Here is a 17,180-nt window from a genome sequence, read left to right on the forward strand (position 1 = left end):
CAAAGTCCTCCACTTCGGTCCAACTCCTGCAATTTCCTTGAAATAAGCCGAATTTCCGGGCTCGGGGGGAGCGTAGTGGGTGGATAAAAGATGAAAATTCCCTCAGAATAGGAGTTGAAATGTTGATTGTGGTGGAAAGTGGGGTAAAGTGGGGGACTAAGAGGACGGTGGTCGCAGAGCATGAGCAAACGGGATCAAACAACGTTGGGGGTTGTGCCAAATGTTTTTGGGTACATACACTCCACGTTTGGATGAGAAATCCCGCTTGATCTTGCCGGCAAAGTTCAGAGACGAATTGTCTGACGGTGTAGTGCTCACTAGAGGACAAGAACGTTGTGTGTACGTGTTCTCGATGGAAGAGTTTCAGCGAGTGCACGAACAGATGCGAGAAGCTCCGCTCTCTTCGCGTCAGGCCAGGGACTATATTCGTGTTTTCTTATCTGGAGCTTCAGACGAGAAGCCGGATAAGCAAGGCAGGATCACAATCCCAGCCCCGCTACGAGAGTATGCGGGACTAGATCGTGACGTTGCTGTAATTGGTGCTGGTGCGCGTGCAGAGATCTGGGACCAAGCCGCTTGGAGCGATTACCTCAACGAGCAGGAGACGGCATTCTCTGAAACTGATGAGGAAGTCATTCCCGGATTGTTCTAACCAGCAATCTGCCAAAGCACATACAACTTCATCGTGGTGAGGACTCTTATTTCAGACCTCTATCCGGACAGCTGGCCTGCCTTCCCCTGGGCCAGGTGCACGGATGGGGATCTGGACTAAGAGCCATCATTTTTCTCAGCACTGTCGGCGAAACGCAAAGGAGCATAATGGCAGCTATCGACCGAGATGGTCAGCACGATGCCCCGGTAGCTCCAGGCGCTGCCCGACGTCACGTTCCTGTAATGGCGGATCGGGTCATCGATTTGCTGGTACCAGGTGTAGCGTCCGCTCGACAGCAAGACCGTCGACCAATACTCGTCGATGCAACCCTAGGCATGGGCGGTCATTCGCAGTTGATGTTAGAACGATTCGACGATGCAATCGTGATCGGCATTGACCGGGATACCCAAGCACTTGAACTGGCCGGTCAACGGCTCAAGACTTTTGGCGATCGGTTTATCGCTTTTCATGGAACATATGACGAGATTCTTGCTGCGTTAGGCACCGCCGATACCGAAGCAGCGGATGGGTATCTCTACGATCTAGGTGTATCGTCCTACCAATTAGACGAACGAGATCGTGGCTTTGCTTACTCCTATGACGCTCCGCTCGATATGCGGATGGATCCTACTGCCCGTTTCAGCGCCGCAGATGTTGTGAACGACTACGACCAGCGCAGGTTAGAACAACTCATTCGACGTTTTGGTGAAGAGAAATTTGCGCGCCGTATTGCCACAGCCATCGTCGCCCGAAGAGATGAGCAGCGTTTTTACCGCACCGGTGATCTCGTTGAGGTAATTCGAGGGGCAGTCCCAGCGGCTGCAGGCCGCTCCGGTGGACACCCCGCCAAGCGGACATTCCAAGCATTGCGTATAGAGGTTAATGAGGAGCTCAGTATTTTGCGCGATGCGTTACCGGCTGCGCTTAAAGGCTTGCACATTGGGGGCCGCATGGTGGTCATGAGCTATCACTCGTTAGAGGATCGCATCACGAAAAAGGCCTTCCAGGAACAGGCGACCAGTCTCACACCGCCGAATTTTCCGGTTGAACTAGAGGAACACGCCCCGGTGATCAAGGTATTGACGCGAGGCACTGAAAAACCTACCGAACAAGAAATTGCTGATAATCCACGCGCTGCTTCGGCCAAAGTACGTGCGATAGAAAAAATTCGACCAACCAGGAGCAACGGATGACCACTTCCCCCTCGAACATCCGCGTATTGCACCCCGAATACTCTACGGATGCCACCGCGAGACCCCTTGACGATGATCAACTACATGATCTTGATACGCAACCTAGCTATACGCCAAATGGTCGCGATCCTGATGCCAAAACACGTCGGGACCAATTCAAGGTTATCTCTGGTCAGCTCAAGCGGACACCAATTGGTTACACAATTTTCGTCATGACCATCCCAATTGTCGCGCTGCTAGTGGTTTTGGTCGTCAATATCGTCCTATCCAACCGACAGTACGACCTCGTTGAGCTGAATAGCCAGCTCACCAACATCACGCAGTCGAATGAAGCGTTGGCGCAGGACCTGGCGCAAAGTTCGGCTCCCCAGTCCGTGGCACAACAAGCTGCCGATCTCGGAATGGTTTTACCCGGCGCGTCAGCTTCGATCGATCTTGCTTCCGGGGAGATCACTGGAAAGGCAACAGCTGCCGAAGCAGACAACACCCCGACGAGTTTTGTGTCAGAACCAACGGTCCGTTCGGGTACAGGAGTTCCGGCTGAGGTTGAGGCTCCAGAACACTCTGCGTCCGCTCCGGTGAAGATGACAAACGAGGGGGTCCCTGGCCCCGAGTCCGACACTGTGAAAATCGTTGAACCACAAATCTCCATGCCAGAGTCCGGTGTGACGAATTCAGCACCTCAGAATGGCGTGGCAGAGACAAATGGCGACTCTTCGGTGGGTAGTCTTCAAGGACCCCAGGTTAGTCTTGCAGCCGGCAACTAATGCCGCGAAGCTGGTCGAGTCTGTTGAAGGCAGGTGAGTCGTGTGCCCCAAGCGCTAAGTACTGGATCGCAAAAGTCCAGACTAAAGGTGACTATGTCGCTATTGATGGTTTGCCTACTAGTGCTGGGTGGTCGGCTCCTTTTTGTTCAGGGCATCGATGCAGAAGATCAAGCCCAACAGGCGATGGACCGAAGAACACGGCCTGTTACGCTTGCCCCAGAGCGGGGATCGATCTTGGACCGGGACGGACAAATCCTGGCAGAGTCTGTGCAACGCTATGACCTGGTCGTTGATCAGCGTTTAGTACAGGATTCCAGAGTCTGGGAACCCGAAGAATCCGGCTACGTAGATTTAGACATCGAAGAACAGCTTGAAGAGCTTGCCGAAGTGCTGGAAATCGACTACCCGGAACTCGAAGAAATCATGGTGGGAGAGCGTCCCTACCGAGTCGTATCACGACGAGTCACACCGGAAGTGAAAGAAGAAGCCCTCGAAATCGGCATCCCGGGTCTCATCTCTGAACCAGTAGCCGACCGAATGTACCCCAATGGGGGTGTGGCCGGATCTGTTATCGGATTTAACGGGCACGACGGGCAAGGCCTTGAAGGTATCGAACGCTCACAAGACAAACGACTCAGCGGACAAACAGGTGAGCGAATTTTCGAAATATCTGCCGATGGCGTCCGGATTCCCAACGCCTCATTTTCTGAAACCCCAGCTGTTAACGGAAACGATGTTCAGCTAACCATTGATCAAGATGTCTCCTGGTACGCGCAGGAAGCCATTGCCTCCAAAGTTGATGAGTACAACGCCGAATGGGGGAACATCGTGGTTATGGATGCCAAATCCGGTGAAATATTGGCCTTATCGGACTCCGAAACAGTTGATCCGACAGACCCCTCAGAGACGGATCCACTCTTCTGGCGTCCCACTGCACTATCGCAGGCGTTCGAACCTGGATCAACTGGTAAAGCGGTAACCTTTGCTGCTGCCTTAGACTCGGGCGAGGTCACGCCCGAAGATAAGTGGACGGTGCCCCACAGCCAAACCTTCAACAACGAAGAAATCAATGACTCGATGCCGCACGACACACACGACATGACCACCGCTGGTATTTTTACGAGGTCCTACAACACCGGCACAGTTCAAGTTGCGACACAACTCAGCGCCGAAGAGCGTTGGGAATATATGAAGGACTTTGGTATTGGCGAGCCAATCGACATAGGCATGACGAACGTCAACAAGGGTCTGTTCACCTCGTGGGAGAACTGGGATAGAAGACAACACTTCACCACCACGTTTGGACAGGGATATTCCCTGACTTCGTTGCACACCACTCGAATTTTCCAGGCCCTAGCAAATGGTGGAAAAATGATGCCTCCACGAATCATTGATTCATATATCGACGAAGACGGCATTGAAACCGAATGGGAGCCGCCAACAGAGCCTCAACAAGTCGTCTCTGAGGAAACGGCAGATGACATGTTGAAGCTGATGGAAGGAGTCGTCGAAGAAGGCACCGCCTACAACGCCCAAATTGATGGCTACCGTGTAGGCGGAAAGACTGGAACAGGCCAGGCTGCTGGAGCCGGAGGATACGACGGCCACACCACATCCTTTACCGGAGTCGTGCCAATAGATGATCCCCAGTTCATCGTCTCAGTAGCTGTCCACCGCCCGCAAGGCGAATGGGAATCTTGGCAAGTCACCGATACTGCAGCCGACGTCATGGAATATCTACTGAGTAAATACTCTGTTCCACCGTCCGAAACCGGGCCCCAGATCTACGATGTATTTACCGAAGACCCACAGGAAAGGCCATGGTAGCCCATATTAGAGGGCGGCCACTATGACCATGATGCGACCACAAAATAAAGTAAACGTAAAACTTGACGCAATCGCGAAAAATTTAGTCCAGTATCAGCCCTCAATATCCGGTTCTACCGATATAACGGTTATGGGCATTTCCATGAACTCGAAAACAGTCCAGGCAGGCGACCTCTACGCTGCCGTAGCCGGGGCACACCACCACGGTGCGGACTACCTCGACCAAGCTCTTCTTGCTGGGGCAGTTGCGGTACTGACTGACGCCCGTGGCCTGGAACGAGTGCCCCGAGATGTCCCCGCAATCGTGGTGGAGGATGTACGAGGAGCCCTTGCCGAGGCTGCCGCAGTCATCTACGACAACATCGCGTCCACACCACCGCAAATGTATGGCGTAACCGGGACGAACGGGAAAACCACTACAACCTACTTCGTCAATGCCCTGTTGGCAGCAATAGGAGAGACGACCGGACTTATCGGGACGATCGAGACGCGCATCGCAGGGCGATCAGTGTCTTCACAATTCACTACGCCGGAAGCACCGGACCTTCACAGCCTTATGGCATTGATGCGTGAATCGTCGGTCACCGCAGCAGCCATGGAGGTGTCTTCACACGCCATGGCATATAAACGAACCTTTGGGCTGCGCTACGGGGTCGCTGGTTTTACCAACCTCACTCAGGACCACCTCGACCTCCACGGCACCATGGAGCACTACTTTGCTTCCAAAGCACTCCTATTCAACGACGACCACTCGACCAATCAAGTCGTAACAGTCAACGGCGGAGCTGAACCAGCCTGGGGCATGAAACTGTCCCAGCAATTAGCGAATCCCGTAACACTTGACCTGGGGCCAGCAGCAGTTGTGGACATCGATGTGCCAGACACCACTTGGAAAATCATCGAAGTCGAAGCCGTGGGCATCGGGCATCGGTTCACGTTGCAACACGAATCCGGCTATAAAGTCGCCACACGCGTAGATATGCCGGGTAAGTTTAACGTTGCCAATGCCGCCCTGGCCGCTGTGATGGTCTACACAGGTCATGATCGCCAGGATTGGGACGTCATCACCGAAACATTGAGCGTTGCTGAGCACGCACCATTTGAATCAGCCGTGCCCGGGCGCATGGAAGTTCTTTCGAAACAGCCAACTGTGATCGTAGATTTTGCTCACAACCCAGACGGTTTGACACAAGCTTTACAAGCAGTGAATCGCTCCCGAGACCAAGATGATGAGGCCGGACGCACCATTTTAGTCTTCGGGGCAACAGGACAGCGCGATACGGTTAAGCGTCCACTCATGGGCCGTATTGCCGCTGAATATGCTGACGTCGTGATCGTCACCGACGATGACCCGCATTACGAGGAGCCCGCTCAAATTCGAAAACCCGTCATTGAAGGTGCCGCGTCGTACGTCAAAGCCAATGGCACAGATACCCAAATACTAGAAATAGCGCCGCGGGCCAAAGCTCTGGCGTATGCGGTCGAGATCGCGTCGCGGCACGACACCATATTGGCCGCGGGACGCGGGCATGAGACCCACCAGGACATCGCCGGTGAACCATTTGAAATCGACGATCGCGAAGTCCTTCGCCACCACCTTGTCGATCACGGATTCATTACAACTGGCGCAGCATCAGCGGAACTCACGGACTAACGCGGTAAGGTCAAATGCGAAATGATTGAACTCAAAGCACACCAGATAGCAGAAGCTACGGGCGGTCGGCTCACCTCCAGTGTCGACGTCACGACTACAGTTACCTCTGCCGATACAGATTCCCGTCAACTCGTACCGAATTCTTTGTACATTGCCAGGCGTGGTGAAGTCACCGATGGACACAACTTTATTACTGCAGCTCGAGCAGCCGGAGCCCAGCTGATTCTGGCGGAACGAGAAACCGCCGATCAGCGCGGTGGAGTCGACCCTGCCGTGATTGTCGACGATTCGACCGTAGCCATGGGGGACCTGGCTCATTACATTGTCGAAAAGATCCGGGAACACTCAGAAACCACTGTGATCGGTATAACCGGGTCCGTTGGTAAGACTTCCACCAAAGATGCACTAGCCACGCTGCTGTCATCTCAGGGACCAACGGTCGCTCCGCGAGGCTCCTATAACGGTGAAACTGGCTTGCCCCTCACTATCTTTACTGCCGACCTCGAGACCCGGTTTCTAGTAGTTGAAATGGGTGCTGATCGTCTTGGAAACATTAGTGAACTCACCAATATCGTGCGCCCGGATATTTCGGTAGTCCTTACCGTTGGTACCGCTCATGCTCAATCCTTCGGCTCGCTAGAGAACATTGCCATAACCAAGGGCGAAATCGTAGAAGCGCTCGAACCAAACGGCATCGCAGTCCTCAACGCCGATGACATCAAGGTCGCCGAAATGGCAACCCGGGTGCCCAGCGGAGCGAAAACGATCTGGTTCTCGGCTGCCTCATTGCCGCCGGAGCGCCAACACCTACTTTATGCTGCAGATGCAGCGACCACCGAGAACGAAAACCCACGCTTCAATCTGCAGTACCTCGGCGATGACGCCACTGACGAAGATCGCATGGGTCGGGATGTCACCGCGCACATGATCGGTGAACACCACACATCGAACCTGCTAGCAGCAGCCGCAGCGGCGCTGGCAGCGGGGCTGGACCTAGAGACAATTGCCGAAGTCATGCCCGAAATTGGCCCTACTTCGGCACACCGTATGGCGCGCACTGATCGCGCTGACGGCATCACCATCATCGACGATGCCTATAATGCGAACCCCGAATCGATGCGAGCAGGACTCAAAACCCTGGCCATGCTTGGGCGCAACACCGGTCGTCGCACCTGGGCGATCTTAGGCCCAATGCTTGAACTGGGAGACCAGCACGCCAAGGAACATATCCTGCTCGGGGAGACCGTAGTGCGGTTAAATATCGACCAACTCGTCGTTGTGGGTACCGAAGCTCGAGCACTCTATACCGGTGCAGTAAACGAGGGTTCCTGGGGTGACGAAGTCGACCACGTGTTATCGAATGATGAAGCCTTCGAGCTGCTGACAGAGCGCGCTCAACCAGGCGACATCATTTTCGTCAAGGGTTCCAACGGCACTCGCCTCTGGGAACTCGCCGACCGACTGACCACTGAAAACCTGGTGGGCCGCAAGGAGATGCCGTAAGTGATTGGACTATTGATAGGCGCTGTACTTGGCGTCATCCTCACGGTTGTGGGAACACCCCTGTTTATCCGCTTGCTGAATCGGCGCGGATACGGCCAGATAATTCGAGACGACGGACCCACCACACACGCAACAAAACGCGGCACCCCCACCATGGGTGGTGTCGTGATCGTGATCAAATTTGTGCTCGTGTACTTCGTCACCCACTGGATCATGTCCATGCTCGAATTAGAGAACTCCGGCATCACGGTCTCGGCGTTATTACTCTTATTCCTGACCGCCGGTATGGGTTTGATCGGTTTCCTTGACGACTACATCAAGATCTCGAATCAACGATCCCTCGGACTGACCCCCACCGGAAAGATTGTCGGACAGGGAGCGGTCGGCATTACGTTTGCGATCTTGGCGCTCAACTTCCCGAATAGTCAGGGGTTCACCCCGGCGTCAACAGCCATATCGGTATTCCGTGATACTTCCTGGGATCTGGCGTTTTTCGGAGCCACAGCCGGCGCCATCTTATTCGTCATCTGGTCGAATCTGATCACCACTGCTACAACCAACGCAGTGAACCTCACTGATGGACTGGACGGACTCGCCACAGGGGCCGTTGCCATGGTCTCTGTGGGCTATGTCCTGATTACGCTCTTCCAAAACAACCAGGCCTGCTCCGGCACGAGCAGTGCAGGGGGCTGCTACGAAGTCCGCGATCCGATGGACCTCGCCCTGCTGGGATCGATTCTGGCCGGCGTGCTGCTGGGATTCTTATGGTGGAACACCGCCCCGGCAAAAATCTTCATGGGCGACACCGGTTCCCTGGCGCTGGGTGGCGCACTGGCCGGATTTGCCATCTTCTCCAAAACACAAGTGCTGCTCGTTGTACTTGCTGGACTGATGGTCGTGATTGCCGCTTCAGTCATCATCCAAGTGGGATACTTCAAGATTTCCGGAGGCAAGCGCGTCTTCCTCATGGCTCCACTCCAGCACCACTTCGAGCTCAAAGGCTGGGAAGAAGTTACGGTAGTGGTGCGCTTCTGGCTCATAGGGCTGGGCTTTGTAGTGGCCGCGCTAGCAATGTTTTACGCTGAATGGGTGATCCTCCGATGAACCAGACACTAGATCATCTCACCACGTGGGACTCCAACTGGTCGGAACTCTCCGTCGTGGTCACGGGTATCGGCGTCACAGGATTCTCCGTGGCGGATACGCTTGCTGAGCTTGGTGCCGCAGTTATTGTTGTCGACGGTAAAGATACTGCAGAGAATCGAAAAGCTGCCGAAACCCTGAAGATCGTCGGCGTCAAAGACGTCCTCCTAGGTGAGGACGCCGTCACAGGCTTGCCTGATGCCACAGGTATCGGCGGCAACATCGATGTCGTGATCACCTCACCCGGCTGGCGGCCAGATAACGCCGTGCTTATGGCAGCCCAACAGGCGGATATTCCAGTGTGGGGTGACATAGAGTTCGCTTGGCGAGTGCGTCAGCGCGAGGGAAAACGTACAGCTCAATGGGTGGTTCTGACCGGTACTAATGGCAAGACGACTGTCGCCACGATGGCGCAGTCTATGGCACGCGCCCAAGGGCTGGACGCTGTTGCCGTCGGTAATGTCGGAACACCTATTCTGGATGCTATTCGTTACCCAGATGGTTTTGACCTTCTCATCGTAGAACTCTCATCGTTCCAGCTGCATTGGATCGAGCACATCCAACCTGAAGCTTCCGTAGTGCTGAATATCGCCGAAGACCACTTGGATTGGCACGGGGGGTTCGAAAACTACAAGGCAGCCAAAGCCAAAGTATATGAGAACACCCGCATTGCCGCTATCTATAATGACGACGAAGCTGAGACCATAAGGATGGTCGAGGAAGCTGACGTTATCGAAGGGTGTCGGGCCATCGGTATATCGACCGATACGCCGCAGCGTTCGATGCTCGGCACAGTGGATGATTTGCTTGTCGATCGGGCGTATCTCATCAGCCGCGGATCCCAAGCACTCGAGCTAGCCGAGTTTGGTGACATAGGAAATCCTGCCCCGCAGCACATGGTTTTTAACGCGCTAGCAGCGGCCGCTTTGGTCCGCGCTGTTGGCGTCGAACCTGCGGCGGTACAGGCCGGGTTGCGCACCTATGAGCCGGAACCTCATAGGATTCAACCGGTTGCGCACTTTCATGATGTTTTGTGGGTCGATGACTCAAAGGGAACTAACCCACACGCGACAGATGCTGCACTGGCCACCTATAGGCCAATCATCTGGATCGCCGGAGGCCTGTCCAAAGGGGCTTCCTATGAAGATCTTGTGAAAACGCATAAAGATCGCCTAAAATCGGTCATCCTCATTGGCACAGACCACGCCGGAATCGTTGCTGCTCTGCAGCGACACGCACCTTCGGTTCCTGTCCACACCGACTATCTGCGAGACACTACAGTGGAAGTTGCAAACGGAGCTGCGGTGATGCGAGAAGTGGTCAACTTAGCCCACCAGCTGGCAGAACCGAACGACACCGTGTTGTTATCTCCGGCGGCGGCCTCCATGGACCAATTCGCAAACTATAACGTTCGTGGAGAGGCTTTCACCGACGCGATCGCCACGATGCTATCCGACATCAATTATCCGGGACACTAAGACAACCGACCAACAGGAGCGCGATATGACCAACGGTCCAACACCTCGTGTAGCTCGTGCTTGGGACTGGTTGACCGGCGTACATTCCAAAAAGTCGGCCTACTGGCTGATCTTAGGACCGACCCTCGCACTGACGTTCATCGGCGTCGTTATGGTGCTATCTGCATCGTCTGTGGAATTCATTGGTGGCGCAGGCTCGTTTTCCTCGTTGAGTTCTCAGGGACTTTACGCCGTCATCGGGCTTGTGCTGTTGTTTTGGATGGGGAAGTGGCGACGGCAGACCTATCACAAGCTCGCGGTCATCATGCTGTTAATCAGCATCGTGCTGCTGGCTCTGGTCTTTACTCCGTTGGGTGTAGAAATCAACGGTAACCGAAATTGGCTCCGACTGGGCAGCTTCTCATTCCAGCCGGCTGAGGCTGCCAAACTAGCTTTTAGCGTGTGGGCAGCATACGCTCTCAGTCAGAAACTCAAATTTCAAAGTTCTGGCAAACACCTGCTGATTCCCGTGGTTTTTCCATTCGGGTTCGTGATTGTGGGCCTCATTATGGGTGGCCGTGATCTCGGCACCGTGTTGATTATGCTGATGATTATGGCCATCATCCTGTACCTGGGTGGTATGCGGACCGTCTACCTGCTAGGCACCGCGGCGATCGGTCTCATTGGTGTGGCGCTCGTTACCATGATGTCGGACAACCGTATGATGCGCATCCAAGCTTGGATGGGCGACTGTGACCACCCCGCGGATCCCTGTTACCAATACGAACAAGGTATTTTTGCGTTGGCCTCGGGCGGATGGTTCGGCCTCGGACTTGGACAATCCCGACAAAAGTGGTCCTATATTCCTGAAGCTGGCAATGACTTTATTTTCACCGTGCTCGGCGAAGAACTGGGCCTGCTCGGTGCGCTGTTAGTCATCGGGCTGTTCGTGGTCCTAGGCATCGGCATGTTCCGTGTCGCCTATAACAGCACGGATAATTTTGTTCGTCTTTCCACTGGTGCGATCATGACGTGGTTACTAGGACAGGCCTTTATGAACATTGCGATGGTCACCGGGCTGCTGCCAGTTATTGGAGTACCACTTCCGTTCATCTCTGCGGGTGGTTCCGCGCTGCTTATGGCCATCCTGGCCGTAGGTGTGGTCCTATCCTTTGCGAGACATCAGGCACAAGAAATTCACGATCGAACCTCAACGGCGCAAGGGCAGCCCGTCACGAAAGAAAGCGTATAACTTATACAATGACTACGACTATGAACGTTGTCTTCACCGGTGGCGGTACAGCCGGCCACGTCTCACCGATGCTTGCCATGGCCGAAGCTCTCGTCGACCGATACGTAGATACCGACGTTGATGTAGATGTCTTGATGATTGGTACAGCAGAAGGGATGGAGGCCGCACTCATCCCCGATGCAGGCTATAACTTTTCAACGGTAGACAAAGTACCTATGCCTCGTAGAGCGTCCGTCGACTTGCTCTCGGTCCCATTTCGACTCCGCAAAGCAGTCAAGCAGGCTCGACAACTTCTGCGTGAACATGAAACGCAAGTGGTCGTGGGCGTGGGAGGATACGCTTCAACCCCCGTGTACTTAGCCGCTCGGGCTGAGAAAATTCCAGTCATCGTACACGAAGGCAACGTGCGCCCTGGACTGGCCAATAAGCTTGCGGCTCGCTTCGCCAGCGTGGTGGCTTGTGCCTTTGAGGGTACCGATTTACCCGGTGTTATCCACGTCGGTATGCCCATGCGAAAGAACATTACAGATCTACCTATGGGTCCCACCATGCAGGCACAGGCACGCCAGTCTCTTGGCTTGGATCCTGACAAAACGACACTCGTGGTCACCGGTGGCTCCTCAGGTGCAATGAATCTGAACAACGCCGTTGGTGGAGCATTGGACGATCTCCTGGCAACTGACGCGCAAATACTGCATCTGACAGGCCGCGACAAGGTTGTGTGCGACGAATCAGGTACCGCGATCGAAAAAGATGGTTATGTCCAAGTCGAGTATATTGACGGGTTGTCGCGCGTTTACCAATCTGCCGACCTGATCGTCGCCCGTGCCGGAGCAGGGACCGTTCATGAACTGGCAGCCATCGGCCTTCCATCGGTCTTGGTTCCACTGCCTATCGGTAATGGTGAGCAGGAACTCAACGCGGCCGGGCTGAAGGACTCTGGTGCGGCCGTTGTGGTTGCTGATCATGATTTCACCTCCCAGTGGGTAGCCACCCGGTTGCCCAATCTCTTACTTGATGAACCCCGCCTGGAATACATGGCCCAAACCGCCAAAAATCTGGGTATCACCGATGCCGCCGAAACCATGGCCACCATCATTTCCGAAACGAAAGTCGCATGATGACCAACCACGACATACCACGTCTGCAAGACATCCGGCACGCCCACTTTCTGGGCATTGGGGGAGTAGGAGTATCGGGCGTCGCACGTATTTTACTCGCGCGTGGCATCACCGTGACGGGGACGGACGCCAAAGATTTGCCTGTTATGCAGCAATTACGCGAACGCGGCGCCACCATTTACGTTGGCTACCAAGCCGAAAACTTCCATCATGCACAAGAACAAACCGGCAGCACCATTGACGTCGTTATTGCTTCCACAGTGGCCGGGGCCAACAATCCTGAACGGCAGGCCGCCGAAGCTGCTGGTGTGCCCATTTATCACCGTTCTCAAGGACTTGCCGCCGCGATGGACGGCAAAAAGGTCCTCACAGTAGCCGGCACACACGGGAAGACCACCACTTCATCGATGGCAGCCGTGACTTTTTCCCATGCTGGTGCCCAGCCTTCTTTCGCTGTAGGTGCCGCCATCGCCAACCTTGGCACAAATGCGGATCACGGCACCGGTGAATGGTTTATCGCGGAGGCCGATGAATCCGACGGTTCGCTGCTGAACTACACCCCCGATATTTCGATCATCACCAATATTGAAGCTGATCACTTGGACTATTACGGGACTGAAGCGGCCGTCCACCAGGTATTTACAGACTTTGCGACGCAGATCCGTCCAGATGGTGCCCTGGTAATATGCGCGGACGACGAAGGAGCCGCAGCACTGGCCCAGCGCCACCGCGACGCCGGCACCGCACAGGTACCAAGCGCCAAGGTATACACGTATGGTCTTGCTCCAAGCATGAATCCGACAGTCCGTACTAATAGCCATACTCACACGCTGGACTTAGCAATCACCGATATTCAACCGGACGTGACTGGTTCCGGCCAACAGGTGACGTATCAATTCAGTGACGGTAGTTCACAAACTGTTGCGCTGGCTACGCCCGGAACGCATAACGCGCTCAACGCAGCTGGTGTGCTGCTGGCTGCCGTACTGGCAGGTATCCCGTCAGCAGACGCCGCGACAGGTCTGGCGTCATTCACCGGCTCAGCTAGGCGTTTTGAGCACCACGGCACGGTGAACGATATCCGTGTATATGACGACTACGCTCACCATCCCACAGAAGTCCATGCGGCTATTACGGCGGCGAACACGATGGCTGCGGGGAATAAGGTACACGTCGTTTTTCAGCCGCACCTGTTCTCACGGACCCGCGACTTTGCACAAGAATTTGCCGCAGCACTCTCACTCGCGTCGACGGTTCGAGTACTGGAAATCTACCGTGCTAGAGAAACACCCATCGAGGGCGTGACCGCCGAGCTTATTACTGATCAATTGGCGCGAGAGCTCACCGCCCGCTACCCGCAGTCGACGCAAGTGGCTAGCCGGGAGGCTGCTGTGAAATCGGTGGTACAGGCAGGGACGCCGGGCGACATCATCCTGACGCTGGGAGCCGGTGATGTCAACCAGCTCATCGAAGCCATTGTTGCCGGACTCAACCAACACAATAGCTAGTGCCCATGTCGAAAAACCCGCCCAAGAATCCATCAAATAACTCGGATGATACCAACCAAGTCGCAGAAAAGTTTCCCGGCCTGGCAGCTAAAAAACCGGCCAAATCTATCTCGGTCGAACGTCCTATCCACTCCGACGAGAAAACTGTCACGGAAACTGGAATCCCCCGGGTCGATGACGAACCCGCAAGGCCATCGGACCCCGCGTTGGAGGCGGACGACAATGATATCGATGAGACAGTTTTGGAGCTTCCGCCAAGTCCCGAACAGCGGAAGATTAAGCGTCGTCGGGCCCTCTGGATAAGTATCCTGTCCACCTTGGTGCTTCTCGGTGGTGGCTGGGCTGTGTTGTATTTCTCACCGATTCTGGCAATCGAAGAAATTGAACACGAAGGACTGGACTTAGTGACCGAGTCACAAGCAGTCGAGCGTACCGCGGGGCTGGAGGGTAAACCACTACCTCAAGTCGGGGAACGTGGTGTGAACGAACTGTTTGAAAACATCCCCGCGGTAAAAGACGTGACGTTGCGAGCAGAACCACCACACGGACTCGTTGTCAACATCAATGAGTATCAACCTATCGCCATGGGCCCACGAGGCAAAGAGTACGTGGTGTTTTCCGAAGACGGTACTGAACTCGCTGAAATCACTTCCAAAAAAGCCCAGGAATTTGATCTTCCCGTGGTCGCATCAGCTGCCGATGTGACCGACGAAGATGTATTCAACACGATCAATGAAGTATTGGGGTCATTGCCGGACGATTTGCGCGACCAGGTACGAGCAGCATCGGGGTCGTCGATTGACTCAATTGAGCTCGAACTCACTTCTGGCAAAGTGGTGATGTGGGGCAATAATGAAGATGCTGAGAAGAAGGCCAAAGTTCTTGAAGCTCTGCTCGGACTCGAGGACGATGAAGCGGCACAAATATCGGAATATGATGTTTCCGCACCCGACTTTCCGGTTACTCGGTAACTCGATACCGCTTTTATGTGGTGATCGGGCCGACACACGGTCGAGGGTCATTGCCCAGCCGATGGTGTGGGCATATTGTGTGCTAGAGAAGTAAACTTGGACGCAGCTTGAACTCCGTCCCACAAACGAACGCAGAATAGGGATCATATCGTGAGCTCACCCCAGAATTACCTGGCCGTCATCAAAGTTGTTGGTGTCGGCGGCGGCGGCGTGAACGCTGTCAACCGAATGATCGATGTCGGATTGCGCGGTGTTGAGTTCATTGCTATTAACACCGACGCTCAGGCACTGCTCATGTCGTCTGCTGAAGTAAAACTCGACGTCGGCCGTGACCTGACCCGCGGCCTCGGTGCAGGTGCCGACCCAGAGGTCGGCCGTCAGGCCGCCGAGGATCATGCTGAAGAGATCGAAGCAGCCCTCAAGGGGGCTGACATGGTCTTCGTGACCGCAGGCGAAGGTGGTGGAACCGGAACCGGTGCTGCCCCCGTTGTAGCCCGTGTCGCACGTTCACTCGGTGCGTTGACCATCGGTGTGGTCACCCGACCGTTTACCTTCGAAGGTCGCCGTCGTGCAACCAATGCCGAAACAGGTATTGACTCACTGCGTGACGAAGTTGATACGCTCATCGTTATTCCGAATGATCGGCTGCTGTCGATTTCAGATCGTTCCATTTCCATCATGGAGGCCTTTGAAGAAGCAGATAAGGTGCTCTTATCTGGCGTGCAAGGCATTACCGATCTGATTACCACGGCCGGCCTCATTAACTTGGACTTCGCCGACGTCAAGTCGGTTATGCAAGGTGCCGGCTCAGCACTGATGGGTCTCGGCGCAGCACAGGGTGAGAACCGTGCTGTGGAGGCGACTGAAGCAGCGATTGCTTCACCACTTCTGGAGGCTTCGATCGATGGCGCACACGGAGTGCTCCTATCGATTCAAGGTGGCACAGATATGGGGCTGTTCGAAATCAACGAAGCAGCTCGAATGGTGCAAGAAGTGGCCCACCCAGAGGCCAACATCATCTTTGGCGCCGTAATCTCTGACAATCTTGGAGACGAAGTCCGTGTGACCGTTATCGCAGCAGGATTCGATGACCCTGTCAATGCGGCACAAAATGCAGGGACATCGCAGGTAGCAGCTCCCGTGGCCCCAGTAGCCTCGATCAGTCCTGTGAGCGCGCCAGAACCGAATGTTCCGGAGGAGTCACCTGAGGACACTACTCAGAAGTCGGAAGAAAGCCAGGATCAGAACCGAGTAGAACCCTTACCGACCGTCGTTGAGTCATCAAATAAGGGCAACGACGACCTGGACGTGCCTGATTTCCTTAAGTAAGCTGCTGATTCACCAGCACCGTACTGACACCGGACATAATGTAGGTTTCACCTCCGTCGATGCCGGCAATATGTCGTTGACGGTGCTTGATCGGCACCATACGGCTGAGGATACTGCCAATAACCGGCGTGCACTTGAAGTAGCATTGGGAATAGAGCCTGGTACAACAAGATTCGTTTCTCAAACTCACTCTTCTATAGTGCAATCCTCCGGTGACCAAGGTTGGACGCAGGTCGAAACCATAGGCGAAGGTGATGCAATCGTCTCGGAGGATGGAACCGATCCCATTGCCATCCTGGTAGCCGATTGCTTGCCGATTGCTTTCACCACCGACTACGGTCCAACTGCCATTGCACATGCGGGTCGCGTCGGCTTGTTGGGCGGCATCCTCCAAAACACTGTTCAGCAGCTTCGGACCCTCGACGCCCAAGGAACCGGGACTATCACAGCGACGATCGGGCCTGGCGTCTGTGGACAGTGTTACGAGGTCCCTGAGTCAATGCGCGATCAAGCGAGTCTCGATCATCCCGCCATTTTTTCTGAAACGACATGGGGGACTCCAGCACTCGATCTTCCCGCAGCTGCCGAAGATATTTTGCGGCAACGTGGTGTCGTTGTACAGCGAGTAGAAGAATGTACGTTGACGAACGAGCGACTGTTTTCTCACCGTCGGAATCCAGGAGTTGGTCGTCTAGCCGGCGTCGTATGGCAAACGAGGGAATCATAGCGATGCTGTACGACACACCGACGAATGCGACGCATTTCCCTGGTTTTGGCCGCTTTGTCCACTAGGGTCGAAGGTG

The 17,180-nt window shown here is 54.8% G+C and carries 14 protein-coding genes; all 14 read left to right on the forward strand.

What is annotated here, in order from left to right; all coding sequences use genetic code 11:
* The first annotated feature begins 220 nt into the window (after positions 1–220).
* Positions 221–652 (forward strand): division/cell wall cluster transcriptional repressor MraZ, encoded by a 432-nt coding sequence (gene mraZ / locus L0H14_RS00005; protein WP_301416887.1) that lies wholly within the window; start codon positions 221–223, stop codon positions 650–652.
* A 167-nt stretch (positions 653–819) separates the two neighbouring features.
* Entirely contained in the window at positions 820–1,845 is a 1,026-nt protein-coding gene (rsmH, locus tag L0H14_RS00010; protein ID WP_301416885.1) for a 16S rRNA (cytosine(1402)-N(4))-methyltransferase RsmH, read from the forward strand.
* Entirely contained in the window at positions 1,842–2,612 is a 771-nt protein-coding gene (locus L0H14_RS00015) for a hypothetical protein (RefSeq protein ID WP_301416883.1), read from the forward strand. Before rsmH ends, L0H14_RS00015 begins: the two co-directional genes overlap by 4 nt.
* A gap of 93 nt (positions 2,613–2,705) precedes the next feature.
* Entirely contained in the window at positions 2,706–4,439 is a 1,734-nt protein-coding gene (locus L0H14_RS00020; protein ID WP_301416882.1) for a penicillin-binding protein 2, read from the forward strand.
* A gap of 31 nt (positions 4,440–4,470) precedes the next feature.
* Complete coding sequence (locus L0H14_RS00025; RefSeq protein ID WP_301421292.1) at positions 4,471–6,093, forward strand: UDP-N-acetylmuramoyl-L-alanyl-D-glutamate--2,6-diaminopimelate ligase; 1,623 nt, start codon at positions 4,471–4,473, stop codon at positions 6,091–6,093.
* 21 nt (positions 6,094–6,114) lie between these two features.
* Entirely contained in the window at positions 6,115–7,596 is a 1,482-nt protein-coding gene (murF, locus tag L0H14_RS00030; protein ID WP_301416878.1) for a UDP-N-acetylmuramoyl-tripeptide--D-alanyl-D-alanine ligase, read from the forward strand.
* A complete protein-coding gene (gene mraY, locus L0H14_RS00035; protein WP_301416875.1) occupies positions 7,597–8,700 on the forward strand; it encodes a phospho-N-acetylmuramoyl-pentapeptide-transferase in 1,104 nt (367 codons plus the stop codon).
* On the forward strand, positions 8,697–10,217 hold the full coding sequence (gene murD / locus L0H14_RS00040) for a UDP-N-acetylmuramoyl-L-alanine--D-glutamate ligase (RefSeq protein ID WP_301416873.1): 1,521 nt from the start codon (positions 8,697–8,699) through the stop codon (positions 10,215–10,217). The genes mraY and murD overlap by 4 nt, the downstream gene beginning before the upstream one ends.
* A gap of 25 nt (positions 10,218–10,242) precedes the next feature.
* The gene (ftsW, locus tag L0H14_RS00045; RefSeq protein WP_301416871.1) at positions 10,243–11,448 is read left to right on the forward strand and encodes a putative lipid II flippase FtsW; all 1,206 of its coding nucleotides are present in this window, start codon (positions 10,243–10,245) and stop codon (positions 11,446–11,448) included.
* 20 nt (positions 11,449–11,468) lie between these two features.
* On the forward strand, positions 11,469–12,569 hold the full coding sequence (murG, locus tag L0H14_RS00050) for an undecaprenyldiphospho-muramoylpentapeptide beta-N-acetylglucosaminyltransferase (RefSeq protein ID WP_301421277.1): 1,101 nt from the start codon (positions 11,469–11,471) through the stop codon (positions 12,567–12,569).
* Entirely contained in the window at positions 12,566–14,077 is a 1,512-nt protein-coding gene (gene murC, locus L0H14_RS00055; protein ID WP_336621691.1) for a UDP-N-acetylmuramate--L-alanine ligase, read from the forward strand. Before murG ends, murC begins: the two co-directional genes overlap by 4 nt.
* Before the next feature lie 5 nt (positions 14,078–14,082).
* Positions 14,083–15,048 carry a cell division protein FtsQ/DivIB gene (locus L0H14_RS00060; RefSeq protein ID WP_301416867.1) on the forward strand — a complete coding sequence of 322 codons (966 nt, stop codon included), beginning with the start codon at positions 14,083–14,085 and terminating at the stop codon, positions 15,046–15,048.
* A 150-nt stretch (positions 15,049–15,198) separates the two neighbouring features.
* Complete coding sequence (gene ftsZ / locus L0H14_RS00065; RefSeq protein ID WP_301416865.1) at positions 15,199–16,377, forward strand: cell division protein FtsZ; 1,179 nt, start codon at positions 15,199–15,201, stop codon at positions 16,375–16,377.
* The gene (locus L0H14_RS00070) at positions 16,322–17,104 is read left to right on the forward strand and encodes a polyphenol oxidase family protein (protein ID WP_301421278.1); all 783 of its coding nucleotides are present in this window, start codon (positions 16,322–16,324) and stop codon (positions 17,102–17,104) included. The genes ftsZ and L0H14_RS00070 overlap by 56 nt, the downstream gene beginning before the upstream one ends.
* The last annotated feature ends 76 nt before the right edge of the window (positions 17,105–17,180 follow it).

This window comes from Yaniella sp. (genome assembly GCF_030453185.1).
GTDB lineage: Bacteria > Actinomycetota > Actinomycetes > Actinomycetales > Micrococcaceae > Yaniella.